The 25,416-nt window shown below is 70.6% G+C and carries 23 protein-coding genes and 1 tRNA gene; 10 read left to right on the forward strand and 14 right to left on the reverse strand.

Features of this window, described 5'->3' with window-relative positions:
* Nucleotides 1-127: 127 nt before the first annotated feature.
* Nucleotides 128-1,273, reverse strand: coding sequence for a 4-hydroxyphenylpyruvate dioxygenase (hppD, locus tag ACWGKJ_RS27455; protein WP_385033219.1), 1,146 nt, complete (start codon nucleotides 1,271-1,273; stop codon nucleotides 128-130).
* A gap of 144 nt (nucleotides 1,274-1,417) precedes the next feature.
* Between hppD and ACWGKJ_RS27460 the strand changes: the two genes are divergently transcribed.
* From ACWGKJ_RS27460 to ACWGKJ_RS27480, 5 genes are read left to right on the forward strand one after another with little or no spacing between them, the layout of a single operon-like run.
* Nucleotides 1,418-1,936: an Lrp/AsnC family transcriptional regulator gene (locus tag ACWGKJ_RS27460; RefSeq protein WP_385033216.1), complete on the forward strand. Its 519-nt coding sequence runs from the start codon at nucleotides 1,418-1,420 to the stop codon at nucleotides 1,934-1,936.
* On the forward strand, nucleotides 1,933-2,580 hold the full coding sequence (locus ACWGKJ_RS27465) for an ABC transporter permease (RefSeq protein ID WP_385033213.1): 648 nt from the start codon (nucleotides 1,933-1,935) through the stop codon (nucleotides 2,578-2,580). Before ACWGKJ_RS27460 ends, ACWGKJ_RS27465 begins: the two co-directional genes overlap by 4 nt.
* A gap of 28 nt (nucleotides 2,581-2,608) precedes the next feature.
* Nucleotides 2,609-3,910: an ABC transporter ATP-binding protein gene (locus ACWGKJ_RS27470; RefSeq protein ID WP_385033222.1), complete on the forward strand. Its 1,302-nt coding sequence runs from the start codon at nucleotides 2,609-2,611 to the stop codon at nucleotides 3,908-3,910.
* Nucleotides 3,907-4,815, forward strand: coding sequence for an ABC transporter permease (locus ACWGKJ_RS27475; protein WP_385033210.1), 909 nt, complete (start codon nucleotides 3,907-3,909; stop codon nucleotides 4,813-4,815). Before ACWGKJ_RS27470 ends, ACWGKJ_RS27475 begins: the two co-directional genes overlap by 4 nt.
* Nucleotides 4,815-5,798, forward strand: coding sequence for a glycine betaine ABC transporter substrate-binding protein (locus ACWGKJ_RS27480; protein WP_385033207.1), 984 nt, complete (start codon nucleotides 4,815-4,817; stop codon nucleotides 5,796-5,798). Before ACWGKJ_RS27475 ends, ACWGKJ_RS27480 begins: the two co-directional genes overlap by 1 nt.
* 105 nt (nucleotides 5,799-5,903) lie before the next feature.
* Here the strand turns inward: ACWGKJ_RS27480 and ACWGKJ_RS27485 are convergent, their stop codons facing one another.
* Together ACWGKJ_RS27485 and ACWGKJ_RS27490 are read right to left on the reverse strand one after the other, a co-directional pair.
* A complete protein-coding gene (locus ACWGKJ_RS27485; RefSeq protein WP_385033204.1) occupies nucleotides 5,904-6,692 on the reverse strand; it encodes a S16 family serine protease in 789 nt (262 codons plus the stop codon).
* A gap of 238 nt (nucleotides 6,693-6,930) precedes the next feature.
* Complete coding sequence (locus tag ACWGKJ_RS27490; RefSeq protein WP_385033201.1) at nucleotides 6,931-7,572, reverse strand: IclR family transcriptional regulator; 642 nt, start codon at nucleotides 7,570-7,572, stop codon at nucleotides 6,931-6,933.
* Nucleotides 7,573-8,177: 605 nt separating this feature from the next.
* Between ACWGKJ_RS27490 and ACWGKJ_RS27495 the strand changes: the two genes are divergently transcribed.
* The 3 genes from ACWGKJ_RS27495 to ACWGKJ_RS27505 are packed head-to-tail and all read left to right on the forward strand — an operon-like array spanning nucleotide 8,178 to nucleotide 10,480.
* Nucleotides 8,178-8,501, forward strand: a complete 324-nt coding sequence (locus ACWGKJ_RS27495; RefSeq protein ID WP_385033198.1) for a hypothetical protein — start codon at nucleotides 8,178-8,180, stop codon at nucleotides 8,499-8,501.
* Nucleotides 8,501-9,670 carry an RNase A-like domain-containing protein gene (locus ACWGKJ_RS27500; protein WP_385033195.1) on the forward strand — a complete coding sequence of 390 codons (1,170 nt, stop codon included), beginning with the start codon at nucleotides 8,501-8,503 and terminating at the stop codon, nucleotides 9,668-9,670. Before ACWGKJ_RS27495 ends, ACWGKJ_RS27500 begins: the two co-directional genes overlap by 1 nt.
* A 48-nt stretch (nucleotides 9,671-9,718) precedes the next feature.
* Nucleotides 9,719-10,480, forward strand: coding sequence for a contact-dependent growth inhibition system immunity protein (locus ACWGKJ_RS27505; RefSeq protein ID WP_385033191.1), 762 nt, complete (start codon nucleotides 9,719-9,721; stop codon nucleotides 10,478-10,480).
* Between the two features lie 54 nt (nucleotides 10,481-10,534).
* Here ACWGKJ_RS27505 and ACWGKJ_RS27510 read toward each other — a convergent pair whose 3' ends face one another.
* The 4 genes from ACWGKJ_RS27510 to ACWGKJ_RS27525 form a co-directional block, all read right to left on the reverse strand.
* A complete protein-coding gene (locus ACWGKJ_RS27510) occupies nucleotides 10,535-12,316 on the reverse strand; it encodes a DEAD/DEAH box helicase (protein WP_385033188.1) in 1,782 nt (593 codons plus the stop codon).
* A gap of 119 nt (nucleotides 12,317-12,435) precedes the next feature.
* Nucleotides 12,436-12,816, reverse strand: a complete 381-nt coding sequence (locus tag ACWGKJ_RS27515; RefSeq protein ID WP_385033185.1) for a type II toxin-antitoxin system death-on-curing family toxin — start codon at nucleotides 12,814-12,816, stop codon at nucleotides 12,436-12,438.
* Nucleotides 12,813-13,013 (reverse strand): CopG family transcriptional regulator, encoded by a 201-nt coding sequence (locus ACWGKJ_RS27520; protein ID WP_385033182.1) that lies wholly within the window; start codon nucleotides 13,011-13,013, stop codon nucleotides 12,813-12,815. Before ACWGKJ_RS27520 ends, ACWGKJ_RS27515 begins: the two co-directional genes overlap by 4 nt.
* A 40-nt stretch (nucleotides 13,014-13,053) precedes the next feature.
* Nucleotides 13,054-14,505, reverse strand: coding sequence for an MFS transporter (locus tag ACWGKJ_RS27525; protein WP_453315841.1), 1,452 nt, complete (start codon nucleotides 14,503-14,505; stop codon nucleotides 13,054-13,056).
* A 209-nt stretch (nucleotides 14,506-14,714) separates the two neighbouring features.
* On the opposite strand from ACWGKJ_RS27525, the gene ACWGKJ_RS27530 reads away from it, so the two are divergent.
* Nucleotides 14,715-14,786, forward strand: a tRNA-Cys gene (locus ACWGKJ_RS27530).
* A gap of 114 nt (nucleotides 14,787-14,900) precedes the next feature.
* On the opposite strand, the gene ACWGKJ_RS27535 is transcribed toward ACWGKJ_RS27530, so the two are convergent.
* Both ACWGKJ_RS27535 and ACWGKJ_RS27540 read right to left on the reverse strand, forming a co-directional pair.
* Nucleotides 14,901-15,617: a DUF1990 family protein gene (locus tag ACWGKJ_RS27535; RefSeq protein WP_385032909.1), complete on the reverse strand. Its 717-nt coding sequence runs from the start codon at nucleotides 15,615-15,617 to the stop codon at nucleotides 14,901-14,903.
* Nucleotides 15,618-15,685: 68 nt separating this feature from the next.
* Entirely contained in the window at nucleotides 15,686-15,940 is a 255-nt protein-coding gene (locus ACWGKJ_RS27540; protein ID WP_453315842.1) for a hypothetical protein, read from the reverse strand.
* Between the two features lie 76 nt (nucleotides 15,941-16,016).
* Between ACWGKJ_RS27540 and ACWGKJ_RS27545 the strand changes: the two genes are divergently transcribed.
* Nucleotides 16,017-16,763 carry a DUF1990 family protein gene (locus ACWGKJ_RS27545; protein ID WP_385032915.1) on the forward strand — a complete coding sequence of 249 codons (747 nt, stop codon included), beginning with the start codon at nucleotides 16,017-16,019 and terminating at the stop codon, nucleotides 16,761-16,763.
* Between the two features lie 185 nt (nucleotides 16,764-16,948).
* Here the strand turns inward: ACWGKJ_RS27545 and ACWGKJ_RS27550 are convergent, their stop codons facing one another.
* The 5 genes from ACWGKJ_RS27550 to ACWGKJ_RS27570 all read right to left on the reverse strand — a co-directional run bounded on the left by ACWGKJ_RS27550 (nucleotide 16,949) and on the right by ACWGKJ_RS27570 (nucleotide 25,241).
* A complete protein-coding gene (locus ACWGKJ_RS27550) occupies nucleotides 16,949-17,563 on the reverse strand; it encodes a DUF1269 domain-containing protein (RefSeq protein ID WP_385032918.1) in 615 nt (204 codons plus the stop codon).
* Between the two features lie 158 nt (nucleotides 17,564-17,721).
* Nucleotides 17,722-19,917 carry a terpene synthase family protein gene (locus ACWGKJ_RS27555; protein ID WP_385032921.1) on the reverse strand — a complete coding sequence of 732 codons (2,196 nt, stop codon included), beginning with the start codon at nucleotides 19,915-19,917 and terminating at the stop codon, nucleotides 17,722-17,724.
* 232 nt (nucleotides 19,918-20,149) lie between these two features.
* On the reverse strand, nucleotides 20,150-22,465 hold the full coding sequence (locus tag ACWGKJ_RS27560; RefSeq protein WP_385032924.1) for a xanthine dehydrogenase family protein molybdopterin-binding subunit: 2,316 nt from the start codon (nucleotides 22,463-22,465) through the stop codon (nucleotides 20,150-20,152).
* Nucleotides 22,462-24,348 (reverse strand): 2Fe-2S iron-sulfur cluster-binding protein, encoded by a 1,887-nt coding sequence (locus ACWGKJ_RS27565; protein WP_385032927.1) that lies wholly within the window; start codon nucleotides 24,346-24,348, stop codon nucleotides 22,462-22,464. Before ACWGKJ_RS27565 ends, ACWGKJ_RS27560 begins: the two co-directional genes overlap by 4 nt.
* Complete coding sequence (locus ACWGKJ_RS27570; protein ID WP_385032930.1) at nucleotides 24,345-25,241, reverse strand: FAD binding domain-containing protein; 897 nt, start codon at nucleotides 25,239-25,241, stop codon at nucleotides 24,345-24,347. Before ACWGKJ_RS27570 ends, ACWGKJ_RS27565 begins: the two co-directional genes overlap by 4 nt.
* Between the last annotated feature and the right edge of the window lie 175 nt (nucleotides 25,242-25,416).

A 25,416-nucleotide genomic window follows, 5' to 3' on the forward strand; every position in this document is an offset into this window, starting at 1 on the left:
GGGCCGGATACGGTATCCGGCCCCCGCCCACCACGCGCCCGCCCGCTAGCGACCCGCTACGGGTCCACGGTTCGCACAGGCCAACGACCCGTTACGCGCCCACGACCCGATACGGGCCCACGGCCCGCTACAGGTTCCCGCGCCGCTCCTGCTCGCGCTCGATCGCCTCGAACAGCGCCTTGAAGTTCCCCTTGCCGAAGCCCATCGACCCGTGCCGCTCGATCATCTCGAAGAAGACCGTCGGCCGGTCCTGGACCGGCTTGGTGAAGATCTGGAGCAGGTAGCCGTCCTCGTCGCGGTCGACGAGGATCCGCTCCTGGCGGAGGGTCTCCACGGGGACGCGGGTCTCGCCCGCCCACTCCCCCAGCGTGTCGTAGTACGAGTCGGGCGTGTCCAGGAACTGCACGCCAGCCGCCCGCATGGCCCGGACCGAACCCACGATGTCGTTCGTCGCCAGCGCGATGTGCTGGACGCCCGCGCCCCCGTAGAACTCCAGGTACTCGTCGATCTGCGACTTCTTCTTCGCGACCGCCGGCTCGTTGATCGGGAACTTCACCTTCAGCGTGCCGTCGGCGACGACCTTCGACATCAGCGCGGAGTACTCGGTGGCGATGTCGTCGCCCACGAACTCCTTCATGTTGGTGAAGCCCATGACCTTGTTGTAGAAGGCGACCCACTCGTTCATCTTGCCGAGTTCGACGTTGCCGACACAGTGGTCGATGGCCTGGAACATACGCCGGGCGGGCGGCTCGACGATCGGGTCGGCGGCGGCGTACCCGGGCAGGTAGGGACCGTCGTAGCCGCTGCGCTCCACCAGGGTGTGGCGGGTGGTGCCGTAGGTGGCGATGGCCGCCAGGACCACCGTGCCGTGGTCGTCCTTGACCTCGTACGGCTCCTGGAGGCCGGTGGCGCCGTGCGCGGTGGCGTAGGCGTACGCGGCGCGGGCGTCCGGCACCTCGATGGCGAGGTCCACGATGCCGTCGCCGTGCTCGGCGACATGGCCGGCGAGGAAGCGTCCGTGGTCGGTCGCGGCCTTGATGACGGAGGTGAACACGAAGCGGGCCGAGCCGCTCGTCAGGACGTAACTGGCGGTCTCGCGGCTGCCGTTCTCCGGTCCGGAGTAGGCCACGAGCTTCATACCGAAGGCGGTCGCGTAGTAGTGGGCGGCCTGCTTGGCGTTGCCGACGGCGAAGACGACCGCGTCCATTCCCTTCACCGGGAAGGGGTCGGCCTCACGCGCGGTGTCCGGGGTGTGCTGGGTGGTCTCAGTCATGGCAGAAGCATCCCGCCGTATCGCAAGGTGCGCAATAGTTCACGATTTTGCTGGGCAATCTGTGCAGTAGAAGACCAGGATGGGCGGTCCATCTGTACAGGGTGACCACAGAACAGTGGCATGCGTGACCGACGGGAGCGAAGCATGGGCGTGGGGACGGGCATGGGTACGGGTTCGGGTGCGGGCATCGACGGACTGGACGGCCGGCTGATCGTGCTGCTGGCCCGTGAGCCCCGGATCGGGGTGCTGGAGGCGTCGCGGCGGCTCGGTGTGGCGCGCGGGACCGTACAGGCCAGACTCGACCGGCTCCAGTCGCATGGAGTAATCCGGGGATTCGGCCCCGACGTCGATCCGGCCGCCCTCGGCTATCCGGTGACGGCCTTCGCGACGCTGGAGATCAAACAGGGCCAAGGGGCCGATGTGCGGGCCCACTTGAGCAGGGTGCCCGAGGTGCTGGAACTGCACACCACGACCGGTCACGGCGACATGCTCTGCCGCCTGGTGGCCCGGTCGAACGCGGATCTTCAACGGGTGATCGACCTGGTGGTGGGTTTCGATGGCATCGTGCGCGCCTCCACGGCGATCGTCATGGAGAACCCCGTTCCGCTGCGGATCATCCCGCTGGTGGAGCAGGCCGGCCGAGGAAGGGGCCCCGAGGAGTGAACTTCTGGCAGTACCTCGGCAACCGCTACCCGCAGCTGCTGGTGGACGCGGGCCAGCATGCGAGCGCGGTGTTCCAGGCGATGGTCATCGCGACCGCGCTGGGGGTGGTGATCGGGGTCCTGTCGTACCGCACGGAGTGGGCGGCCAACGTCGCCGTCGCGACGACCTCCTCGATCCTCACCGTCCCCTCGCTCGCCATGATCGGTCTGCTGATCCCGATCGTGGGTCTCGGTGTCGCGCCGACGATGATCGCCCTGGTGCTGTACGGGCTGCTGCCGATCGTCCGCAACACCATCGTCGGGCTGCGCGGCGTTGACGACGACCTGGTCGACGCGGCCACCGGGATCGGGATGTCCCGGCTGCGGCGGCTGCTGCGGGTGGAACTGCCGCTGGCCTGGCCGCCGATCCTCACCGGCATCCGGGTCGCCACCCAGATGCTGATGGGGATCGCCGCCATCGCCGCCTTCGCGTCGGGGCCCGGCCTCGGCAACCAGATCTTCCGGGGGATCTCCAGCCTGGGCAGCGCCAACGCGCTCAACGAGGTGCTGTCCGGAACGCTCGGGATCATCATCCTGGCGCTGCTGTTCGACGCCGCGTACGTCCTGATCGGGCGCCTGACCATTTCGAGGGGGATCCGTGTCTGACCACGCGCCGTACGAAGGTCCAGGGTCGGTGTCCGGGGCCGGACCGGCGCGCCCGGACCCCGCGGAGCCACCGGAGCAGAACGCCGTCACCGGTGCCACCATCCAGCTGGAGAACCTCACCAAGCAGTACGCGGGAACCCCGCTGCCCGCCGTGGACAGCGTCAGCATGGACATCGCGGCCGGGGAGATCGTGATCCTGGTGGGCCCTTCGGGGTGCGGCAAGTCCACGACGCTGCGGATGATCAACCGGCTGATCGAGCCGTCGTCCGGGGTGATCAGGATCGGCGGCGATGACGTCACCGGCATCGACCCGGTGAAGCTGCGCCGCAAGGTCGGTTACGCGATCCAGTCCTCCGGCCTCTTCCCGCACATGACGGTCGCCGACAACATCGGCCTCGTACCGAAGATGATCGGCTGGTCCAGGCAGCGGGTGCGGGACCGGGTCGAGGAGATGCTCGACCTCGTCGGGCTCGACCCGCGTGAGTACCACGGCCGTTATCCGCGCCAGCTCTCCGGCGGCCAGCAGCAACGGGTGGGGGTGGCAAGGGCGTTGGCGGCCGACCCGCCGGTCCTGCTGATGGACGAGCCGTTCGGCGCGGTGGACCCCATCACCCGCGACCACCTCCAGGACGAGCTGATCAGGCTCCAGCACGAGCTGCACAAGACGATCGTCTTCGTCACCCATGACTTCGACGAGGCGATCAAGCTCGGCGACCGGATCGCGGTGCTGCGCGAGCAGTCGCACATCGCCCAGTTCGACACCCCCGAGGCGATCCTCACCAACCCGTCCGACGACTTCGTCTCGGGTTTCGTGGGGGCGGGCGCTGCGCTCAAGCGGCTGAATCTGACCCGGGTACGGGAGGTGGAGATCGCCGACTTCCCGACCGCGACGATCGACGACCCGCTGGAGTCCATCTTCACCCTGCTGCGGACCGGCCGTACCAACGAGGTGCTGCTGCTCGACACACACCGCCGCCCCTACAAGTGGCTGCGGCGCGGCGACCTGATGCGGGCGCGCGGCTCACTGGCGCGGGCCGGGACACTCGTACACGACCATGTGACCCGGGACGCGACGCTGCGCGACGCGCTGGAGGCCGTACTGACGGACAGCGGCGGGCGGGTCCCGGTGACCGGCCGCAGGGGCGAGTTCATCGGCGTGGTCACCATGGAGACGCTGATGAACTCGGTGCACGAGATGCTGGAGGCCGACCGGCTCGCGGCTCTGGAGCACGATCAGGGCCTGGCGGATCAGCGGGCACAGCAGACCCATGCGCTCCAGGAGGGGATCTCCGGCGGTGGGACGGCCGGCGTACGGGAGGACCCGTCGTGAGCTCCGGCGGCCGGCGCCCGCCGCAGCGTCCCGACGGTGAACACGAGGTCCGGGGGCTGGCGTTCCGCGACGAGCAGGCCGAACAGGAAGGACTGGCCGAGCAGGCGGAGGCGGGGGCCGAGGAGACCCGGCAGGGGCTGACCGCGGCGCGCCGGCCGCCCGGACGGCCGGTGCGCCGGCTGACCTGGCTGAAGCTGCTCTTCATGCCGGTGCTGCTGGCCGTCGTGGTCGGCGCCACGCTGATCTGGATCACCCATATCCACCTGGACTCGATCTCGCGGAACTCGCTGGCCCACGACGCGACCCAGACCGCCCTGTGGCAGCACGTCCAGCTCACCGCGATCTCCACCTTCTTCGTACTGATCATCGCGATCCCGCTCGGTATCGCACTGACCCGCCGCGCACTGCGCAGGGCCTCGCCGTACGTCGTGGCGCTGGCCAACATCGGTCAGGCGACGCCCGCGATCGGCCTGCTCGCCCTGCTGGTGATCTGGCTCGGCACCGGCCGGGAGCCGGCCCTGATCGGGATCACCATCTACGCCGTGCTGCCGGTGCTCAGCAACACCATCGCGGGCCTGCGCGCCACCGACCCGGGCCTGATCGACGCGGCGCGGGGCATCGGGATGTCGGCGCCCGGTGTGCTGTTGCGGGTGGAACTGCCGCTGGCCGTACCGCTGATCCTGGCGGGGGTGCGGACGGCGCTGGTACTGAATGTGGGCACCGCCACGCTGGCCACGTTCGGCGGGGGCGGCGGCCTCGGGGACCTGATCAACGCGGGGATCACCAACCAGCGGATGCCGGTGCTGATCCTGGGCTCCGTACTGACCGTGGCGCTGGCGCTGCTGGTGGACTGGCTGGCGTCGATCGCCGAGGTGCTGCTGCGGCCGCGCGGGCTGGAGACGTGATGCGGGTACGTACGACACTCGCGGCGGCCGGGGCCGGGGTCCTGGCGGCAGCGGCCGCGCTCTCGGGGTGCGGGCTCACCAGCGGAAGCCCCATGGTCGACGATGTGAAGCCCGGGTCGATCGGCCGGGGGCTGCCGCTGAAGGGCGCGAACCTCACGGTCACGTCGAAGCAGTTCACCGAGCAGATCATCCTGGGCGAGATGATGGGCCTTGCCTTCAAGGCGGCGGGGGCTTCGGTCCTGGACCGGACGGACATCCAGGGGTCGATCGGCGCGCGCGAGGCGGTCAAGTCCGGTTCGGCGGACGGAATGTACGAGTACACGGGCACGGCCTGGATCACCTACCTCGGCCACACCAAGCCCATCGCCAGTCCGCAGAAGCAGTGGCAGGCCGTCCATGACGCGGACCTCGCGAACGGCATCACCTGGCTGCCGCCCGCCCGGCTCAACAACACGTACGCACTGGCGGTGAGCGCGAAGAACGCCGCGAAGTACCACCTCAAGGACCTATCCGACGTGGCACGGCTGGCGAAGACGAACCCGTCGGCGGCGACGGTCTGCGTCGAGGCGGAGTTCGCGGTACGCAACGACGGGCTGCCCGGAGTGGAGAGGGCATACGGCTTCTCGATCCCGCAGTCGCACATCAAAAAGATGGACAGCGGTGTGGTCTACACCCAGGTCTCCCGGGGCAGCACCTGCACCCTGGGCGAGGTGTTCACGACGGACGGCCGCATCCCCCACCTCGGGCTCAAGGTCCTCGCGGACAACAGGAAGTTCTTTCCCAACTACAACGCGGCGCCCGAGATGTACACGAAGGCGATGAAGAGGCACCCGGCCATCGCGGACGTGCTCAACCCGATCACGAAGAAGCTGACGACACAGATCGCACAGCAGCTGAACGCGAAGGTGGACGTGGAGGGCCAGGACCCGCACGAGGTGGCGAAGGCCTGGCTGATCAAGGAGGGCTTCATCAGGAACGGGTGAGAGGCAACCGGCGCGAGAGGGGGGGCGACCGGTGCGAGAGGGGCAACCGGCGCGGGACGGGCCGACCGGTGCGGGACGACGGGACGACCAGTGCGGGGAGGCTGCTCAGCAGCTGGGCACGGACCCGCCCTTCTTGAGCGCCCCCAGGGCCGACACCGCGCCCTTGAGCGTGGTGACCGGGATCAGCCGCAGGCCGTGCGGAAGGCCGGACTTGGCGTCCGCGCACTCGGCCTTCGGGACGAGGAAGACGGTGGCCCCGTCGCGGGCGGCGGACTGCGTCTTCAGCGCCACCCCTCCGACCGCGCCGACCTTCCCCGAGGCGTCGATCGTGCCCGTACCGGCGATGGTCCGCCCGCCCGTGAGGTCGCTGCCCGCACCGTCGCCGTCCAGCTTGTCGACGATGCCGAGCGAGAAGAGCAGCCCGGCGCTGGGGCCGCCGACGTCCGCGAGGTGCAGCACCACCTTGACCTTCTTGGAGCTGTCACCGAGGTACGAGAGCGCGGCCTCGGTCGCGGCGTCCTGCGAGCCCTTCATCTCGTCGAGGTTGTGCTGCTCGATCTGCTTGTCGCTGCCGCCGCCCGGATAGACCGCGTCACGCGGCATGACCGCCCGGTCGGTACGGAACCAGCCGTCGACCACCTGCCCCAGATCCACGTCCGTGGACGGCCCGGTCGCCTCGATGGTCACCATCCGCAACTGCCCGGACGTCTTCCGTACGGGAGCACCCGAGACGCTGATCACGGGCTGCCCCTTGTCGTCACCGAGCACGTTGGCGGTCAGCCCCGGCTGCGCCACCGAGAACGGCAGCGGCGCGAAGGCGGCCGTACCGAGCAGAGCGAGCAGCAGAACGGCACAGACGGCGAGGACACGGGAGCGCGGATCACGGAGGAGCACCGCCCCAATCTATCGGGCACCGCAAATCGGCCCGCCCGCCCGGCCGAATCAAGCCCGTCCGGCGACACCCCGGCCAAATCAAGCCCGTCCTGGGGGTCCCCCCGGACGGAGTCCGGGGGAGATTGAGGACCGGGGTCCGGGGCAGAGCCCCGTGCACACCGGGCAGCTCACATCTCCGCACCGCGCCACACACCACCCGCACCGCCCCATGTCACCGCCCCACGTCACCACCCCCCTGTCACCGCAACGCCTCCGCGACCTCCCGCGCCGCGTCGACCACACGCGGCCCCACCCGCTCCGGTATCGAGTCGGCGAGCATGACCACCCCCACACTCCCCTCCACCCCGGTCACCCCGACCAGCGGCGCGGCGGCGCCACTGGCACCGGCCTCCAGTTCCCCGTGGGTGAGCGTGTAGCCGGGCCCGTCGGGCAGCCCCTGCCGGGAGGCGAGGATCGCGCGCCCGGCGGCGCCCCGGTCCAGCGGATGGCGGAAGCCCGCCCGGTACGCCACGTGGTAGTCCGTCCACGTCGGTTCGACGACGGCGACGGCGAGCGCGTCCGAACCATCGACAAGTGTGAGGTGCGCGGTCGCCCCGATGTCCTCGGCGAGCGAGCGCAGCGCGGGCAGCGCAGCCTCCCTGACGAGCGGATGCACCTGCCGGCCCAGGCGCAGCACACCGAGCCCGACCCGGGCACGGCCCCCCAGGTCGCGGCGGACCAGGGTGTGCTGCTCCAATGTGGCGAGCAGCCGGTAGACCACGGTGCGGTTGACCCCGAGCCTGTTGGACAGTTCGGTGACGGTCAGCCCGTGATCGGTGTCTGCGAGCAGTTTGAGGACGCGGAGTCCCCGGTCGAGCGTCTGAGAAGTCTCGGCGGTCACGACGCCCACTCCTTACGTGGTAGTCGCGGCGGCTCACCACGAACGTCACGTCACCGGTTCCCGTCGGCGACGCGCGCGCAGCGGCCGCCGGCAGGCCAGGGCACCGGCTGCGCTCCGAGGCGGCTCTGCCACGGGGCGTATGCGTTGCCGGGACAGTAGCGAGCCGGTCCGCTCAGCGGAAGGGTAAGTCCAGAATCCGGGCAGTCGGTGCGACGTTTGGCCCATTTGTAACGGAATGACCGCAGTACGTGACCGAATCGCGTTCCCCTGCCTTCACTCTTTTTATGCCTAGCTTTTACTCTCCGCCGGGTCTCCCGCGTACCGGCAGCGCGCCCTCTCTCCCGGCGCCCGCTCAGCGCCCCGGAGGTGCGAGCGGGCGGACCGCGACAGACCCGGAGGGTTAGCCGGCCCCACCCCCAACCGGCGGAACCCGATGGCCTGTTGGCTGGATCCAGCGCTCAGACCGACCAGTGGAGTGGGAATGCCGACTGCGGTCCCACTGCGCACCGGCAGCGGCGTTTTACGTTGTCCTACGATCAACCGCGGGCTGAGGCACTGCCCAACACCGCGCACGACACGTATTCGCTCATAAGCAGGGGGACGACATGGGGGAGTCAGAGACACCGGCCGAGCTGAAGAAGCGCGCCGAGACGCTCCGTTCGGCGGCGCGGCGTGCGCGTACCGCCGCACATGGCCTTGGCAGCTATCTCGACAAGGAGGCGAAGAAGGCAGCAGGTAGGGGAAAGGGGCGCACCGAGATATGGAGAGGGCCCTACGCGGAATCCACCACCGCGAAGCTCCAGCTTCACAGCCGCACGCTCCACACGATGGCGAACGACCTCGTCGCCGACTCACGGCGCTGGGACGGTGAAGCGCGGAACCTCGACGAGCGAGCGAAGCACGCCTCCCGCCACAACAGCGGCCACTGATGGGCTTCCGAGGGTTCGATGCGGGAGAGGTAGGAAAACTCGCAGCGGATCTGGAGAGAGCGAGCGCCGGTGCGGGTGCGCTGCACCGCAGCATCGGCTCGATCCTGACCGACGCGCAGCAGGCACTCGACCCCGGACAGCGGGCCACCCACAACCCGGACCTTCAGCGCGTCCAGGAGACCTCTGCGGGTAGCGGGGTCCTCGTACCGACCGCGCCGGTCCCGGCTTTCGCGGGCCTGCCCGGGTCGCTCGGCGCGGAACTGCACCTCATGTCCGCGGAAATCAAGTTGCGCCTACGCATGTTCGACGATGCCAAAGGCCCTCACAGTTTCGGTGACGGAATAATCTCTCCGGTCGACGCGTTCAATGGGATCACCACGCGCGCCAAGCCGGACCCGAAACCAGAACCGAAGAAGCGCTCCTGGTGGAAGAAGTGGGTGGCGGACCCCCTCGAAGACGCCGGCACCGACGTCGCCACCGTCATGCAGGCCGCCTTCAGCCCGGATTCCCTCACCGGCATCTTCGAAAGTGCCGTCGGCATCTGGTTGATGTCCGTCGGCGTCGGGGGCGAGTTCGGCGGCGCCGCGCTCGACGCCACCGGAATCGGCGCTGTTGCCGGCGTTCCCGTGAATATCCTCAGCGGCGCGGCCATCGCAGGCGGCGGGGCTCTGACGTACAAGGGCTTCGACGACTTCATAGCAGCGATGTCCAAGGGCGACTACAACGCCTGGAATCGCGCCAGCCGGAGAGGCCCGAAGCCGCCACAGCCGCGGGAGGCCGACCCGCTCAAGGACGAGGGGTACGGGGGCCATGGAGTCACCAAGCATGTAGGCCGCAGCGACAAGCAGATGGGGGATCGACTGGCGAAGGAAGAAAAGATCAAAAGTGTGTCGACGTTCAAGAACACCGGTGAAGCCCAGCGCTTTTCCCAACGGGCCATCGATGCCAACAAACAAGAGATCAGCAACTGGCTGAAGAACGAAAAAAGCGGAGTTCCGAAGGCTTTCCAGGTGAAGGATACCGGCGAGGTCACCGGCCGATCACTCTCCCGTGCAGATTGGCAGGCCGGTAAAGGTTCCAGAGAGGCCCGGGGCGTACGCGTCATCCTAAGACCAGATCCGGGCGCTCCGGGAGGGTATTACATACTCACTACCCATCCCGTTGCTTGACGGGCAGACGCAAGAGCATAAGAGCAGTGACATCTGAAGGAACAACTAATGACCCAACCTGATATTTTCGACGACGATGCCCCGTGGGCGGAGTGGCTACCGGAGCTGCGGCTGCTTCTTTTTGCGTACTCGTCGGTGAACTACGAAAACGCTTACACCGATACCGATGAGGCTCCGTCCAAGGCTATGCGCAGCTATCTGCGGATGGCCACGTACTACCCAGGCCGGGCCTTCCGGGTATCACGCGAGATCATGGACGTGCTCCACTACGGACTCGACGAGGCCGATGTTGCATCCAACCTCGCCACCATGCCACCGATGATCACCCCACCGGACCGAACTCGTGAAGAGTGCTTCATCGCCATGCTTCCGCATCTGGCGGCCTTCACCGAAGCCGGCGAAGTAGCAGAGCCCGCAGTCCCAGAAACCAGCTGGGAGTGGTGCGAGCGCCTTCCGAATCTGAACACCCTGCTCGGCGGTAGTTTCCATCGGGATATCGAGGATCCGTACGACATCGTCCTGGACGAATACGTCAATGCGGGAACCCACGAAGCGGACCACGAGAAAGCGGCTGCCGCTCACGAGATCACCGAACTCCTCGCCATCTGCCCCGACGAGGAATGTGTGGAAGCCGCAGTCGAAGCCCTCGGGTGTGATCTCATGCCACCAGAGGGCCAGACCTACACACAGTGGATGGATCACATCGCCAAGCGGCTCAACGCCCATCTGGAAGCAGAGGGATACCAGCCCCCAGCGGGCCGGAACCCGGCATATCCACCGCACGACAAACGAGCCGTCGCCCATCTGTAGGGCATCGGAAGCCGGGGCGCATGCCGAGCCCCCTCCCGCCCCCGCGCACCTGCCTCACCGCATCCGCGTGGCCCACTCCTGGACCTTCGCGATGCGTTCCTTCAGCTGGCCCGCCGTCGCCTCCGCGCTCGGGGGGCCGCCGCAGGTGCGGCGCAGTTCTGTGTGGATCACGCCGTGCGGTTTGCCGCTCTGGTGGGTGTAGGCGGAGACCATCGTGTTGAGCTGCTTGCGCAGTTCGAGCAGCTGTTTGTGCGTGACGACCGGGCGGGCCTCGGCGGCCTTCTCCAGCAGGTCGGCCTCCTCGGCCGGCTTCTGGCGGCTGTGCGCGATCTGCCGGGTCTGCCGCTTCTGGAGCAGCAGCTGCACCTGGTCCGGCTCAAGGAGGCCGGGGATGCCGAGGTAGTCCTGCTCCTCCTCGCTGCCCGGATGGGCCTGCATCCCGAACTCGGCGCCGTCGTAGAGGACCCGGTCGAAGACCGCGTCGGATTCGAGTGCCTCGAAGGGCAGTTGCTCCTCGGTCTCCTCGTCCTCCAGCTTCTCCGCGTCGGCGAGGAGCTTGTCCTCCTCCGCGAACGGGTTCTCCTCGTCGCTGCCCTTCTTGGGCTTGTCGAGTACGTGGTCCCGTTCGACCTCCATCTCGTTCGCGAAGTCGAGGAGCATCGGGATCGTCGGCACGAAGACCGACGCGGTCTCGCCACGCCTGCGGGAGCGTACGAAGCGGCCCACGGCCTGGGCGAAGAAGAGCGGTGTCGAGATGGTGGTGGCGTACACACCGACAGCCAGGCGCGGTACGTCGACGCCCTCCGACACCATCCGGACCGCGACCATCCAGCGGGACTCGTCGGCGGCGAACTGGTCGATCTTCTTCGAAGCGGCCTTCTCGTCCGAGAGCACCACGGCCGGCCGGTCGCCGGTGATCTTGCGGAGGATCTTGGCGTAATCGCGCGCGGTGTCCTGGTCGGACGCGATGACCAGACCGCCCGCGTCCGGGATGCCTTTGCGGACCTCGGTGAGCCGCTGGTCGGCGGCGCGCAGCACGTTCGGGATCCACTCACCGGTCGGCGCGAGCGCGGTGCGCCAGGCCTGGCCGATCGCGTCCTTGGTCATCGGTTCGCCGAGCCGGGCGGCGATCTCGTCGCCCGCCTTGGTGCGCCAGCGCATGTTGCCGCTGTAGCTGAGGAAGATCACCGGGCGGACCACACCGTCGGCGAGCGCGTTGCCGTAGCCGTACGTGTAGTCGGCCGATGAGCGCCGGATGCCGTCGTTGCCCTCCTCGTACGTGACGAAGGGGATCGGGTTGGTGTCCGAGCGGAACGGCGTACCGGTCAGCGCAAGACGCCGGGTGGCCGGGTCGAACGCCTCCTGGCACGCCTCGCCCCAGGACTTGCTGTCGCCGGCGTGGTGGATCTCGTCCAGGATCACCAGGGTCTTGCGCTGCTCGCAGCGGTTGCGGTGCAGCATCGGGCGCACGCCGACACCTGCGTAGGTGACCGCGACGCCGTCGTACTCCTTGCTCAGCGGGCCCGCGCTGTAGTCCGGGTCCAGCTTGATCCCTATCCGGGCCGCGGCCTCCGCCCACTGCTTCTTCAGATGCTCCGTCGGCGCGACGACGGTGACCTGCTGCACGACATGGTGGTGCAGCAGCCAGGACGCGAGGGTCAGCGCGAAGGTGGTCTTCCCGGCGCCGGGGGTCGCGACCGCGAGGAAGTCCCGGGGCTGCTCATGGAGGTAGCGCTCCAGAGCGCCTTCCTGCCAGGCACGCAGCTTGCTGGCGGTACCCCAGGGGGCGCGGCCGGGGAAGGCGGGTGAGAGGTGGTGGGAGGCGGTAGTAGTCACGGTCTCCGAATCGGTTCTCAGAGGTGCACGGGGCGGCGGTACGACAACCGGGCCACCCTACCTGTGGCCCGATCGAGCCCTCGCGCGAACGGCGCCACCCGTACGCGATGAGACCCGGCTCACTCCGCCAAGGCGCGCAGCTCCTGGGAGATCTCCTTGACCTCTTCCGTACGCCCCGCGGCCACCGCGACCACCAACCGTTCGGCGGCGTCGATGTCCGGACGCAGCTGCACACCGTTCATGGCCAGGAAGACGACGCAGGACACCCAGGCCGTGCGCTTGTTCCCGTCGATGAAGGGGTGGTTGATGGCCAGCGACTGGAGCAGCGAAGCCGCCTTGTCGAACAGGTCGGGGTACGCCTCCTGGCCGAACATCGACGCCGACGGCCGGTGCACGGCCGAATCGAGCAGCCCGGCGTCCCGGATGACGATGTCCTGGTCGTCGACGGCACGGTCCGCGATGGCCAGTCCGTCGTCAGCCGACAGATACACGGGACTCACTTGAGCCGCTCCATCAGCTCGGACCACTTGGCGACCTGCTCCTTGGCCGTTTCGCGCACGAGGGCCTCATGAGCGGTCCTGGCCAGGTAGTCGTCCACGGCCCGGAGCAGTATGGCGTGCATGCTGGTGCCCTCCTGCTCGGCACGGAGCTTGAGCGCTTCGGTCTGGTCGTCGCGGAGACGCAGATTCATAGCCATACCAATATGGTACCAACGAGTGGGGTCAGAGTGGTACCAGTCAGTCGGTCCCCAGCCGGGTCGCCACCCACGCCCCCGCCAGCGCCACCGCCGCCATCGGCAGGAACACCGCGGCGAACGCCGCCGGGTGCGGGGCCGAGGCCCCGTCGTGCAGGGCGCCCACCGCTCCCCCGCCCAGCGCCGCGAAGGCCGCGCCGCCCGCAGCGAGCAGCAGGACGTTCGAGAGGCCGTCGGAGATCTGCAGGGCGGCCGAGTTCGCGCCCGCCTCCTCGGGGGCCGACAGCTTCAGCATCATCACACTCGTCGATGCGATGACCGTCCCCATGCCGTAGCAGCCGAACGCCCAGGCCACCGCGACCGTCCACGCCGGGACCGAGTGGATCAGCACGCTCGGCGCGGCCAGGATGGCCGCCGCGACGAGAACCATGCCGATGACCATGAGCCGCTGCCGGTACGGCTCCATGCGCGGCCGGGACTGTACATACGAGCCGAGCGCCCAGGTCCCGCCGCCGACCGCCAGGGAGAGCCCGGCAAGCGTCGGCGAGAGGCCGCGCTGGGTGACCAGCATCAGCGGTACGAAGCTCTCGGCCGCGATGAACGACCCGGCGGCCACCCCGCGCAGCAGCACGACGGAAGGCAGCCCGCGCGCAGCCCGGCAGGTACCGCGGGGCAGCAGCCCCAGCACGGCGGGTACCAGCATGGCCACGCCCACCACGGCCGGGACCAGCGAGAACCACCGCAGGTCCTGGCCCGCGTACTGGAGCAGCCCGGCGCCCACCGAGATCCCGAGTGCGAGCCGGATGCGCCGCCGGTCGAAGGCCGGCGGCGGTACGGAGGGATCGGCGGGGCCCGCGGCCGTACGGCGGATCGCAGGCAGCGCGAGGGCGAGCGGCGGCACCACCAGGACCGGGATGGCGATGAACACCCAGCGCCAGCCGAGGTGTTCGGTGACCGTACCGGCGGCGAGCGGCCCGACGACGGAGGGCACCACCCAGCTCGCGGCGAAGGCGGCCATGATCGAGGGCCGCAGCCGCTCCGGGTAGGCGCGGCTGACCACGACGTACAGCGCGACGATGACCAGACCGCCGCCGAGCCCCTGCACCGCGCGCCCGGCGACGAAGATCCACATGCTGGAGGCCGTACCGGCGAGCAGCAGTCCGGCCGCGAAGGCGGCGATCCCGGTGGCGAGCGGGCGCAGCGGCCCGCTCCGGTCGGCCCACTGGCCGGAGAGCACCATCGCGAAGAGCGAGGTGGTGAAGTACGCGGAGAACGCGAAGGCGTAGAGGGCGACGCCGTGCAACTCGCGTGCGGCGACCGGCATCGCGGTGCCGACGGCCGTCGCCTCGAAGGCGATGAGCAGGACGACGGTGACGATGCCGATACTGAGCGCCCGGTGCGCGCTGCCGAGAATGCCGCTGGTCGCGGGGGCGGAAGCGCCTTCGGGCAGCTCGGGGGGCGCGACCTCGGCGTCGCGGGATTCCAGCGCGGTCATGAGCCCAGCGTAAGGGGCGAACCGCCGAATGAACCCTGTCGGAGGGTGGGGCCCGGCTGGTCCGTTGGTCGTACGACCATGAACGGGGTGTGGCAGTCACGTTGCGGCCCGGCCCGCGGCCTTGAGCCGGGCGGTGCGGGGAGCCTACGGTCGGCGTACCGGATCGACCGGATCGGATCGATGGGGTCGGTTCCGGTGACTTCCGACTTGGCCGTGTGCCCGAGTGGTTCAGGGACTCGCCTGCAAAGCGAGTTACGCGGGTTCGATTCCCGCCACGGCCTCTGTGTACGTAGGGGCATCGCCCCCGTGTGTACGTAAGAGCATCGCCCCCGGCCGGCCCCGGCCGGGGATGGCTGGAGGGTGGGCGGCCCTCCACGTACGGAATCTTCAGCCCGTCACCCCCGGGCCGCGTGCGGGCCGCTCGGGACGACGACCAGGCCCTGGCCCGCCGCGGACGGCCGGGGGTGGGCCGGTGGGGCGCCCAGGAGTTCGGCGCGGGTGAGGGCGTGGAGGCGGTTCGCGCTGGCCCGGTAGAAGCGGCGCTGGGTCATACGGCCGAACAGGACGAAGCCCGCGCGGACGACGGGGTTGCGGATCGGCGCCCGCCGGGAGTAGCCGGTGATCAGGAACTCGACCGCACCCGTGTGCGGGTACTTGATGACCTGGTAGAGCAGTTCCCCCTCCTCCAGATGTCCGTCCAGCGTCTGGTAGCCCCAGCCCCAGACCCGCTGCGCCGTGTCGTCCGTACCGCGCCGTTCGTCGGTCACCGAGGTGATCCTGACCCCCATGTCGAAGCGGAGGCCGAGGAAACGGCCCTCCAGCAGGATGTTCCGCCCGAGCAGCGCGTCGTCGCGGCAGTAGAGCGCACGGAGGATGCCCGGCTCCGGGAACTGATAGTCGCGTACGAGCCGGCAGGCGGTCTCCCAGGCGCCGCCCGGCTCAGGGTCGCCCGGCCGCTCACGGGCCAGCGGCCTGCGGAGCGAGTCGACATGCCACCCCTCGTCCCGGGCGGGCGCGCCGCCGGGCGGGAGCGAGTAGTTCACCCGGCGGCCCCGCAGGGAACGCAGTGCCGATGCGGCGCTCTCGCCGTGGAGTCGCCCCTCACGCAGCATGGCCGCCCCTCAGTGGGAGTACTGGAGAACCCCGCGTGGCCGGCACCGGCCGGCCCGCTCCGTCCGCGCTAAACGGTCCGCTCCCGCTGCTCGATCTGGTCGATCAGCTCGATCCGTTCGATCAGCTCGGCTTCGCCGATGGACTGGCCGATGAGCCAGAGCACGGCGGGCCAGAGACCGACGAACAGCGCCCGCCGCTCCGCATTGCCCCGCTCGTCCTGGTCGTATCCCTTGGCCCGCAGCCAGAACCCGATGCAGACCGCGACCGCGGCCATCGAAGCCGCCTCCATATAGACACCGCGCACTCCTGCGCGCCACAGCATCCGCGAGATCCGCACCGTACCTCCCACTGTGTCCAGTAAAAATATGAAGTGAGCGTTTTGAACGTATCGTGACGTTATGACGTCAGCGGATACCGAGCAACCGTTCCAGTTGCCCCCTCGGCGCCGGCTGGGGGTCCTTCTGCGGTTCCCCGCCGGGATGGCGATCACGTCCTGGAACTACCTCTGGCGGATCTGCGCACTGCACCGCAGCGAGGCGCCGGGCGACAGCGGTGATCTGCCGGCCGCCGTCCCCGCCGGCCTGCTGGACCGGCGCAGCCAGTGCCTGGAGGACGGGGTGGGGCCGATGCTCCACCGGCGCTTCTCCGTCCTGATCGAGGGCAGCGAGGCAGGCCCGCGGGAGCTGATGGGCGCAGTCATGGCCGACCTGAACCGGGCGGCTCCGTCGAGCGCCGCCGTGTTCGACAAGACGGCGGGCCACCGGGGGACCGTTCGGGTCGGCGACGAGTACCGGGTGCGGATGCCGGGGCCGTGGGACGGGCCGGTACGTGTACTGCACCGCGACGCGGTGTCGTTCAGGTTCGGCACGCTGCGGGGCCATCTCGAAGCCGGCCAGATCGAGTTCCGGGCCAGGGACGAGGGCGCGCTGCTCGCCTTCGAGATCGAGGCCTGGTCCCGGGCGGGCGACCGGCTGGCGGATCTGCTGTACAACCGTCTCCGGGTGTCCAAGGAGATCCAGTTCAACATGTGGGTGCACTTCTGCCTGCGGGCGGCGTCGATCGCCGGCGGGCGCACCCGTGGCGGCATCACCATCGACACGCGGGTCGTCCCGGCGGCGGACTGCCGGGAAGTATCTGCGGGGTGACGGCCCCGCTCAGGTCATGACCCGGCAGCAGGCCCGGCCCACCCCGGGGCTCATGGCCCACCCCCGGGGCTGCTGGCCCACCCCCGGGTCTCATGCCCCACCCCCTGGGCTGCTGGCCCACCCCCCGGGGCTCATGCCCCACCCCCTGGGCTACTGGCCCACCCCCCGGGGCTCATGCCCCGCCCCTAGGGCTCCGGCCGCGTCGTCGGCTGCTCCGTGTCCTCCACCCGCTCCGAACCGCCCCGCTCCGGCCGCGTCGTCGGCTGCTCCGTGTTCCCGGTCCGCCCCGCCCCGCCGTGCCCCGGCTCACCCCGTGCCGCCTGGACCATCGACCTCAGGTGGTCCTCGTCCTCCGACGAGAGCGACGTCTGGACCAGCTGGCCGCCGAACGGCGCCAGCTCGGCCACGACCTTGTCGGTCGCGTCCGACTGGGCCAGGGCGAAGACCGCCGCGGCCCCCGGGCGGAGGTTCGAGCTGATGTCGCGCATGAAGTCGTCGTTCACCCCGGTGTCGCTGACGGCCCCGCCCGCCGCGCCCGCCGCGGCGCCGACCGCCGCACCGAGCAGAGGCGCCAGGAAGAGCAGCCCGATGAGCCCGCCCCAGAGCGCACCACCTGCCGCACCCGTCGCGGTGAGGTTGACGGCCTGGTGCAGTTTGATCCTGCCGTCGGCCTCGCGGCGCTCGACCACGACCACGTCCTCCAGCTCGACGAGGTGCTGGCGGCTCAGCGAAATGAGCTTGTCGCGAACCTGGTTGGCGGTGGCGACGTCGTTGTAGGCGACGACGAACAGATTGCTCATACGGCTGACTCCTACTCACCGGGGCGCACCTCAGGGAGGCACAGGACTCAGCCCACTATAGGAAATATGCCGCAAAGAGGACACGCGGCAGCGGCGTCCGGGTGCCGGAACGAGTGCCGGACCGGGTGCCGGACCTGCCCCGGGCGCCGCCGCCCCCCTCACCCCCGCCCGACCAGCTCCGCCAGTCCCAGCGCCGCCGTACCGAGCCCCCGGGGAGCGGGCGGCCGGTAGCGGGAGCCGGGGCCGCCCGCGAGCAGATCGGCCTCCGTGTACCGGCGGGTCATCCGGTGCCAGTTCAGGATGGCCGCCATCCAGTCCTCCAGCTCCCGCACATAGCTCCGCAGCGCGGCACGGGCCTTCTCGTCCAGCCCGAAGTCCGCACAGACCACCGGGATCTCATGCTCAGCCACATGCCGGAACTGCCGCATGCGCGACACCATCAGATCGTCGACCATCGCCAGTGCGGTCGGGTAGTCGACCGCGAAGAACGCCTGGACGACCAGGACGGCGTTGTGCACCTCACCCTCGAACTCGATCTCCTTCTGGTAGGAGAAGACGTCGTTCATCAGACAGGCGTAGTCGGCGGCCGAACTCTCCAGCGACTTCACCGGACCGCTGCGGAACACCTCCTCCGGGATCAGGTGCCGATGGCCGAGCCGCGCCAGGGACATCGTCAGATCCGAGCCGAAGGTCATCCGGCGCATCTCGATGTAGTCGACCGGTTCCGGGATCCGGTGCTGCGCCTGGTTGGCGAGCTCCCAGAGCCAGCTGGCCGTCATCTTCTCGACGGCCGTACGGAAGGCGCGGCGCGCCGCTTCGTCCATCGGGGCCGCCGTGCGCGCCCAGAGATCGGCCAGCGCCCGTTCCATGACGTTCCCCGGCGCGGGCGCCTCCCCCTCCAGCGGCATGAAGAGCGAGAACCGCTCGTTCTGCGCCTTCGCCCCCGCGAGGTCGCGGCTGCGCCCGTACACCAGTGGGAAGTAGTCGTCCGCGTACGTCCCCCAGGCCAGCCAGCCGGACGCCAGGTCCAGTTCGTCCGCGGTGGCGTCCGGGTCGATGCCCGCGGCGCAGACCGGGAAGTCGAAGCCGGTGAGCTGCCGCTCGTCCCAGATGTCGTCGAGCATCCGCATCCGGTGCGCCCACTCGGTGAGATGGCGCCGCGCGGTCTCCAGATGCGGTGAGAGCGAGAGGGGGAACGGCATGTCGAAGTCCGGCAGCCGGGAGGGGCCGACGTGCTGGTGCGGCACATGCAGATGGTTCCGGAGCCGGGCCGCCCCCGTCTTCCCCAGGAACTGCTTGATGTCCGCGGCGGATGTGCCGAGCCCCACCGGGGCGAGCGGCAGCCCCCGTTCGGCGACTGCGCCGCCGTCGTTCATGTAGCGGCTGGAGCGCATGTGCCACTCATGGCCGCCCGACTGCCAGTCCTGGAGCCCCTTCACATAGGTGAGCGTGTCGGCCACGCCGTCCGGGCCGACTCCGAACTCCACGAAGAGCGGGCCCAGTTCGGTGAAGAAGGTGTTCTCGAACTGCTGGAGCCGCGCGGTGAGCAGATCGTTGACTGCGTCCGCGGCCTCCTGCGTGGTGCAGCCGAGGAAGGTCTCCAGGACCAGTACGCCGTTGCTGAGTTCGCCCTCCTCCTGGATCTCCCGCTCGTACGAGAAGAGGTCGTTGCGCAGATGCACCCCGTCCGAGAACGTGTCCTTCAGGACGCGCAGCGGACGCGATCCCGCGATGGCCGCGGGGACCTCGGCGCCCGTCGCGTACTCGATGAGCCCCGCCGACCAGGGCGCGCCGCCGACCTTGCGCCGCATCTCGATGTACTCGACGGGGTTGGAGACGCGCCCCGCGTTGATATTGGAGAGCTCCCAGAGAGATTCGTTGAGCAGGTTCTCGGTGCTCACGGCGAAACGTTCCCGCCAGTCCATCGACATCCCGGGCACCGTGCGCGCCCAGAGATCGGCGAGGCCCGCCTCCACCTGGTTCCGCGGCTCGGGGAATCCGTCGGCCAGATCCATCGGCATGAAGGCGGGCAGCCGGTCGAGATACGCCTTCCCGCCCTGCCGGTCCTGCGACCGCTTGAACAGCTCCAGGAAGTGGTCGTCGAAGAAGAACACCCACACGTACCAGTCGGTCACCAGGGACAGTTCGGGTCCGCCGCAGTCGGGGTGGGTGTACGCGCAGAGCAGGGCGTAGTCGTGGGAGTCGAGGTCCTGCTCGTCCCAGATCCCCGACCCCTCCAGCATCCCCATGTCCCTGGCCCACTGCTTGGTATGGGCTCTGGCCTCTTCGAGATGGGGATTCAGCCTGGCCGGATGCGGCAGGTAGAACTCCGGCAGTTCAAAAGGCTTTGACACTGACGTTCGGCCCTTTCCCATGAGGTCGCTGATCGGGGCAGCACTACCCCTGCGCGGGAAAGGGCATCCTCCGGCGGGTCCGGATATGCCCATATGTGTGATGTGGGGGCGAAACGGGGGCGGGGCGGGGTGCGGTGTGCTGCGGGCCGGACCCCGCAGGCGGTCGGCAGTGCGTTGCGGCCCGGTGCGGCCGGCCGTCGGCAGTGCGCCGCGGACCGGCCCCGCACGCGCTTCAGCTCGTGACCACCGCGGCCTGCGGCCGGATCGGGAGCCGGCTCACCGGGCGGCCGGTCGCCGCCCGTACCGCCGCCGCCACCGCGGCCGGGGAGGTGACCACCGGCACCGCGCTCGCTGCCTTCGCGCCGAACGGGGCGACCACGTCGCGCTCCTCGATGAGTTTCACGATGCGGATGTCCGGGGCGTCCAGGGCGGTGGGCAGCGCGTAACCGGTCAGGTCCGGGTGGCGCACCACACCCCGTGCCGTACGGAGGTTCTCGGTGAGGGCCGCCCCGACGCCCTGCGTGACGCCCGCCTCGATACGGGCGGCCAGCAGCCGCGGGTTGAGGATCCGGCCGACGTCCTGCGCGACGGCCATCTCCACGACCCGGACGGAGCCCAGTTCGATGTCGACGTCCACCACCGCGCGGACCGCGCAGAAGGCGAGGCCGACGAAGGCGTCGCCCTGGCCGGACTCGTCGAGCGGTTCGGTCGGATGCGGCCGGCACTGGGCCGTCGCCCAGAGCTCTTTGCCGTCCATGGCCTCGGTGACCGTCGTGGAGAGCACCCCGTCGTACGAGGTGATCTTGCCGTCGGCGATCTGGAGCAGTTCGGTGGACATCCCGAACTGGTGGGCCAGCGGCTGGAGGAGCTGGGTGCGGACCATCTTCGCGGCCCGCTCCACCGCGCCGCCGGATACCCAGGTGTGCCTGCCGTGCGTGGCGGGCCCGGCCGGGGGCTGGTCGGTGTCGACGGACGCGACATGGACCTCCTCGATACCGAGGGTGTCCTGGACGATCTGCCGGGCCAGGGTGGAGAATCCCTGCCCGGTCTCGACGGCGGCGCAGATGACCGTGGCGACCCCGTCGTGCACCTTGACCGTGGCCGTGGAGACCTCGTCGGCCCCCTCGGCGCCGAGCATGTGCACCATGCCCAGTGCGTAGCCGACCCCGCGGCGCACCGCGCCCGGCTCGCCCGCGCCCTCCGGTCCTCCGGGCAGCAGCCAGTCGCTGTCGGGGGTGTCCTTGGGCAGTGCGGGCAGCGGGAAGTCCTTGACGGAGCGCAGGAGTTCGGCGACCGGGGCCGGGCAGGTGATGGTCTGCCCTGTGGGCAGCAGATCGCCGGTGGCCAGTACGTTGCGCAGCCGCAGTTCCGCCGGGTCGAGGGAGAGCCGGGCCGCGAGCTTGTCCATCTGGCCCTCGTACGCGGCGCAGACCTGGAGCGCGCCCTCACCGCGGACATGGCCGGACGGCGGGTTGTTCGTACGGACCGCCCAGCCCTCGATGAAGGCGTGCGGCACCACGTAAGGACCGCAGGCGAACGAGACGGCGGCGGCCAGGGACTCGGACGAGGCGTCGGCGTACGCACCCGCGTCGAGGAGGATCTGCGCCTCGACCTTCACCAGGCGCCCCTCGGCGTCCGCGTGGTGGCGGTAGCGGAGCAGGGTCGGGTGGCGGTGGGCGTGGCCGAGGAAGGACTCCTCGCGGGTGGCGGCCAGTTTGACCGGGCAGCCGGTCCGCAGGGCGAGCAGGCCCAGCGGGAGCTGGAAGCTGGTGTCCTCGCGGTCGCCGGTCGCGCCGGGCACCCCGGTCACCACCACCTTGACCCGGTCCGGCTCCAGGCCGAAGCAGGCGGCGGCCAGATCGCGGTCGGTGTGCGGGTCGGTGGACGCGGTGTAGATCTCGACGCCGCCGTCGGGCCGCGGTACGGCGAGCCCGGCCTCGGCACCGATGGGCGCCGGGTCCTGGCGGCCGATCCGGTAGAGGCCCTCGACGACGACCTCACCGGTGATGTCCGGGTCGCCGAAGCGCAGCGGGATGTGGCGGATCAGATTGCCGTCGGGGTGCAGTGGTTCGGCCTCGAATGCCTGCTCCGGGTCGGTGACCGGCTCCAGGACCTCGTACTCGACCGTGATGGCGGCCACCGCGAGGCGGGCGGTGTCCGGGTGGTCGGCGGCGACCGCGGCGATGGCCTCGCCGTGGTGGCGGACCAGTTCGGATGCGAAGACCGGACGGTCGGCGATCGCGCGGCCGTGCGCGGCGTCGCCGGGAATGTCGGCGTGGGTGACGACCGTGCGGACCCCGGGCATCGCGGACGCCTCGGACGTGTCGATGGAGAGGATCCGGGCGTGCGGGTGCGGGGAGCGCAGCACGGCGGCCCAGAGGAGACCCTCGGCCCACAGGTCGGCCGCGTAGGGGAAGGTGCCCTCGGTCTTCGCCCGGGTGTCGGCGGGCGGGAGGGACGCGCCGAGCCCGTGCGCGGGCGGCTCCTGCTCCGGGCCGTCCGCCTCGGGGGACTTCGCGGTGGCCGCGGTGGCCGCGTCGCTGCTCACGCCATGCCTCCGTCGTGCTGCTGCGGGTTGTCGGGCTGCGGGTTGTCGGGCTGCATGCCGCCGGAGCCGGGTGCTGCCTGGTGCGGGATACGGGGTTCTTCGGACACGGCACCCGCCGCCGCGCGCCCGGCGACCACCTCGCCCACCGCGTCCAGCACGCCTCGGTAGCCGGAGCAGCGGCAGAGGTTGCCGCACAGGGCCTGTCTGGTTTCGAGTTCGGTGGGGGCGTGGTTGCCCTCCAGGAGGTCATGGACCGTCATGGCCATGCCCGGGATGCAGAAGCCGCACTGGACGGCTCCGCAGTCGGCGAGGGCGCGCTGGACGTCGGACGGTTCACCGTTGACGGCGAGGCCCTCGACCGTACGGACCTCGGAGCCGGCGGCGGTGGCGGCGGGGACCAGGCAGGAGGCGACAAGACGGCCGTCCACCTGGACGTTGCAGGCGCCGCACTCCCCCTGCGAGCAGCCGTCCTTGGCGCCCGCGAGCCCGAGCCGCTCCCGCAGGACGTAGAGCAGCGACTCCCCGATCCAGGCGTCCGTGACGGGGCGGTCGGTGCCGTTCACGCGCAGGACGTACGAGGCGGGGGTGTGCTCGCTCCAGGCGGCGGGCGGCGCGTCGGACACGGGCGCCGGACCGGGGTCGGCTGTGTTGGGGTCGGCCGTGTTGGGGTCGGCCGTGCCGGGCTCCGCCATATCCCGGTCCGCCGCGCCGGGGACTGCCGCGCCGGGGACTGCCGCAGGGGCGTCCGGGTGGGTGGCGTCCGGGTGCGCGGCCTCGGGGTGCAGCGCGTCAGCGTGCGTGGCCTCGGGGTCCGCCGGGGCGGGAGCGGTGGTCTCCGGACCGTCATCGGCACCGGCCCCGGATGCGGATACGGCGTCCGGCTCCGGGGACTCCACGCCGGACTCCGCCGCACGGGGCGCGGGGATGTCCTGCGGGTCCGGCGCCGGGGCACCGTGCGGCTCGTGCGGGCGGTGCGGCTCGTGCCCGCCGTCGTGTCCGGCCACCCGGTCGGCGGCACCGGCGCCCTCGTCGTCCTGGCCGGATCCGTAACCGCCCCGCGGGCTGCCGGGCTCGTCGGCCGCCGCCACCGGCGCGTCCCCGGCGGACGGCTCGGCGCCCGCCTGCTGCGCGTCCTGTGGGTCGTGCGGTACGGGCGTGCCACCGGCCGGAGTTCCGTGGTCCGGCGCGGGCTCGGCCGGTACGGCCCACGGCGCGGGCGCGCCACCGGGCAGCGTGGCCGGGCGCATCAGCGAGGAGGCGGTGTACTCGCCGGACTCCTCGGGGACATCGCCCTCGGCGACCGGAATCGTCCACTGCCCGGTGAGGTCCCCGCCGTGCTGCTGATGCGGCTGCGGGTGCTGTTCGTGGGAGTGTGGCTGATGCTGCTGCTGGTGCTGCTGGTACGGCTGTTGGCGACCGGACTGGTCCTGCGCGTCCCCGAAGGTCCACTGACCCGTGGCCACCGGCTCCTGCGGATACCCCGGCCCCGGCTGCGGATCCCGTGCGGGCTCCGGCCAGTACGGCGTCTCGGGCACCGACCGGGGCTGTCCGGACTGGTGGGGCGGGCCGGACTCGTAGGGCTGGTAGGACTGGCCGAACTGGTGCGGCGGGTACGCCTGCTGGGGCTGGTGCCCCTGGTCCGTCGGCCGGCCCTGGTCCTGGGCCTGTGGCACCGTCCACTGCCCGGTGGCGGCCGGGTCCGTCCCCGCCGCGGGCGTCAGCGGCAGAATCATCGGCGGTACATAGCCGTGGCCGGGAGCGGCCAGCGGTGCGCCGGACGGGTCCATGCCCTCCGGGAGCTGCACGAACGCGGTGGCCTCCGCGTCGTACTCACCGCCCTGCGGGACCGGCTGCCAGCCGCCGCGGTCGTCGTTGGTGGTCATGAGAGCGCCCTCCCCAGTGCTCGCCGGGCCAGTGCGGCGACGGTCCGCCGCAGGTGCAGTACGGCCGGGGGCAACGGCGGCGCCTCTCCCCCTTCGGGCGGCGGCGCCGCGTCGGGGATGCAGGCGGCGGCGACGTACTCGCCGAAGGCGGTGAGCGCCTCCTGCGCCAGCCCGCGCTCCCCGTCCCAGTCGATGAGCGAGGCGATCCACTGCTCGGCCTCCATCGGCCGCAGCGGCATCGGCGCGACGGCCCCGACCGCACACCGCACCCCGCGCCTTGCCGGGTCCAGGACCACCGCGACCGACGCGGTGGCCCGGCCAGGTCCGGTACGCCCGGTGGCCTTGAGGAAGACCTGCGGCGCGTGCAGCAGCGGTACCCGTACGAAACCCACGAGTTCGGCGGGCTGGAGCATGTCCCGGCCCGCGAGCAGATGCGAGACCGGGGTCTCGCGGCGGACACCGCCAGGACCCGCGACGACCAGCGTGGCCTCCAGCGCGGCCAGCACGGGCAGCGCGTCACCGGTCGGTGCGGCGGTGACGATGTTGCCGCCGAGCGTGCCCGCGTTACGGATCTGCGGCGGACCGGCGGCGCGTGCGGCAGCGGCCAGCGCCGGGATGAGCGCCGCGAAGTCGGGCCGTCCCATCCGGGCGTGGGTGAGGCCGGCGCCGAGCAGTGCGTGGCCGTCCTGGTAGTGCCAGCCACGGATCTCGCTGATCCTGCCGAGTCCGACGAGTCCTGTGGGCCGCAGCAGCCCCGAGTTCACGGCCGCCATCAGATCGGTGCCGCCCGCGACGGGGACGGCGGCAGGCATGGCCGTCAGTGCCGCCACAGCCTCGTCGAGCGACGTCGGCAGCGTCACGGACTGCGCCGCCTGCGGTGCGTGCGTGGTCAACCCAGCTGCCCCTTCCCGGTGTCCCGGTGTCCCGGCTGTCCCGCCTGTTGCGCCGTACGGTACGTGCTCAGAGCCCGGACGTGGCAACTCTGGCACATCTTCCGCACTGCCCGACGGGAGGGTCCGCGAAGGGCAGATCCATCCCTTCCCAGACTGAACGTCCGCATTCACACGG

The organism is Streptomyces sp. NPDC054757 (assembly GCF_053612185.1).

Bases quoted from the DNA above. Each gene is read 5' to 3' on its own strand.
- hppD (WP_385033219.1), bottom strand. From the start codon at position 1,273: ATGACTGAGACCACCCAGCACACCCCGGACACCGCGCGTGAGGCCGAC.
- ACWGKJ_RS27460 (WP_385033216.1), top strand. From the start codon at position 1,418: ATGGGCGTGGGGACGGGCATGGGTACGGGTTCGGGTGCGGGCATCGAC.
- ACWGKJ_RS27480 (WP_385033207.1), top strand. From the start codon at position 4,815: ATGCGGGTACGTACGACACTCGCGGCGGCCGGGGCCGGGGTCCTGGCG.
- ACWGKJ_RS27495 (WP_385033198.1), top strand. From the start codon at position 8,178: ATGGGGGAGTCAGAGACACCGGCCGAGCTGAAGAAGCGCGCCGAGACG.
- ACWGKJ_RS27500 (WP_385033195.1), top strand. From the start codon at position 8,501: ATGGGCTTCCGAGGGTTCGATGCGGGAGAGGTAGGAAAACTCGCAGCG.
- ACWGKJ_RS27505 (WP_385033191.1), top strand. From the start codon at position 9,719: ATGACCCAACCTGATATTTTCGACGACGATGCCCCGTGGGCGGAGTGG.
- ACWGKJ_RS27520 (WP_385033182.1), bottom strand. From the start codon at position 13,013: ATGGCTATGAATCTGCGTCTCCGCGACGACCAGACCGAAGCGCTCAAG.
- ACWGKJ_RS27525 (WP_453315841.1), bottom strand. From the start codon at position 14,505: ATGACCGCGCTGGAATCCCGCGACGCCGAGGTCGCGCCCCCCGAGCTG.
- ACWGKJ_RS27535 (WP_385032909.1), bottom strand. From the start codon at position 15,617: ATGCTGCGTGAGGGGCGACTCCACGGCGAGAGCGCCGCATCGGCACTG.
- ACWGKJ_RS27540 (WP_453315842.1), bottom strand. From the start codon at position 15,940: ATGCTGTGGCGCGCAGGAGTGCGCGGTGTCTATATGGAGGCGGCTTCG.
- ACWGKJ_RS27545 (WP_385032915.1), top strand. From the start codon at position 16,017: ATGACGTCAGCGGATACCGAGCAACCGTTCCAGTTGCCCCCTCGGCGC.
- ACWGKJ_RS27550 (WP_385032918.1), bottom strand. From the start codon at position 17,563: ATGAGCAATCTGTTCGTCGTCGCCTACAACGACGTCGCCACCGCCAAC.
- ACWGKJ_RS27565 (WP_385032927.1), bottom strand. From the start codon at position 24,348: ATGACCACCAACGACGACCGCGGCGGCTGGCAGCCGGTCCCGCAGGGC.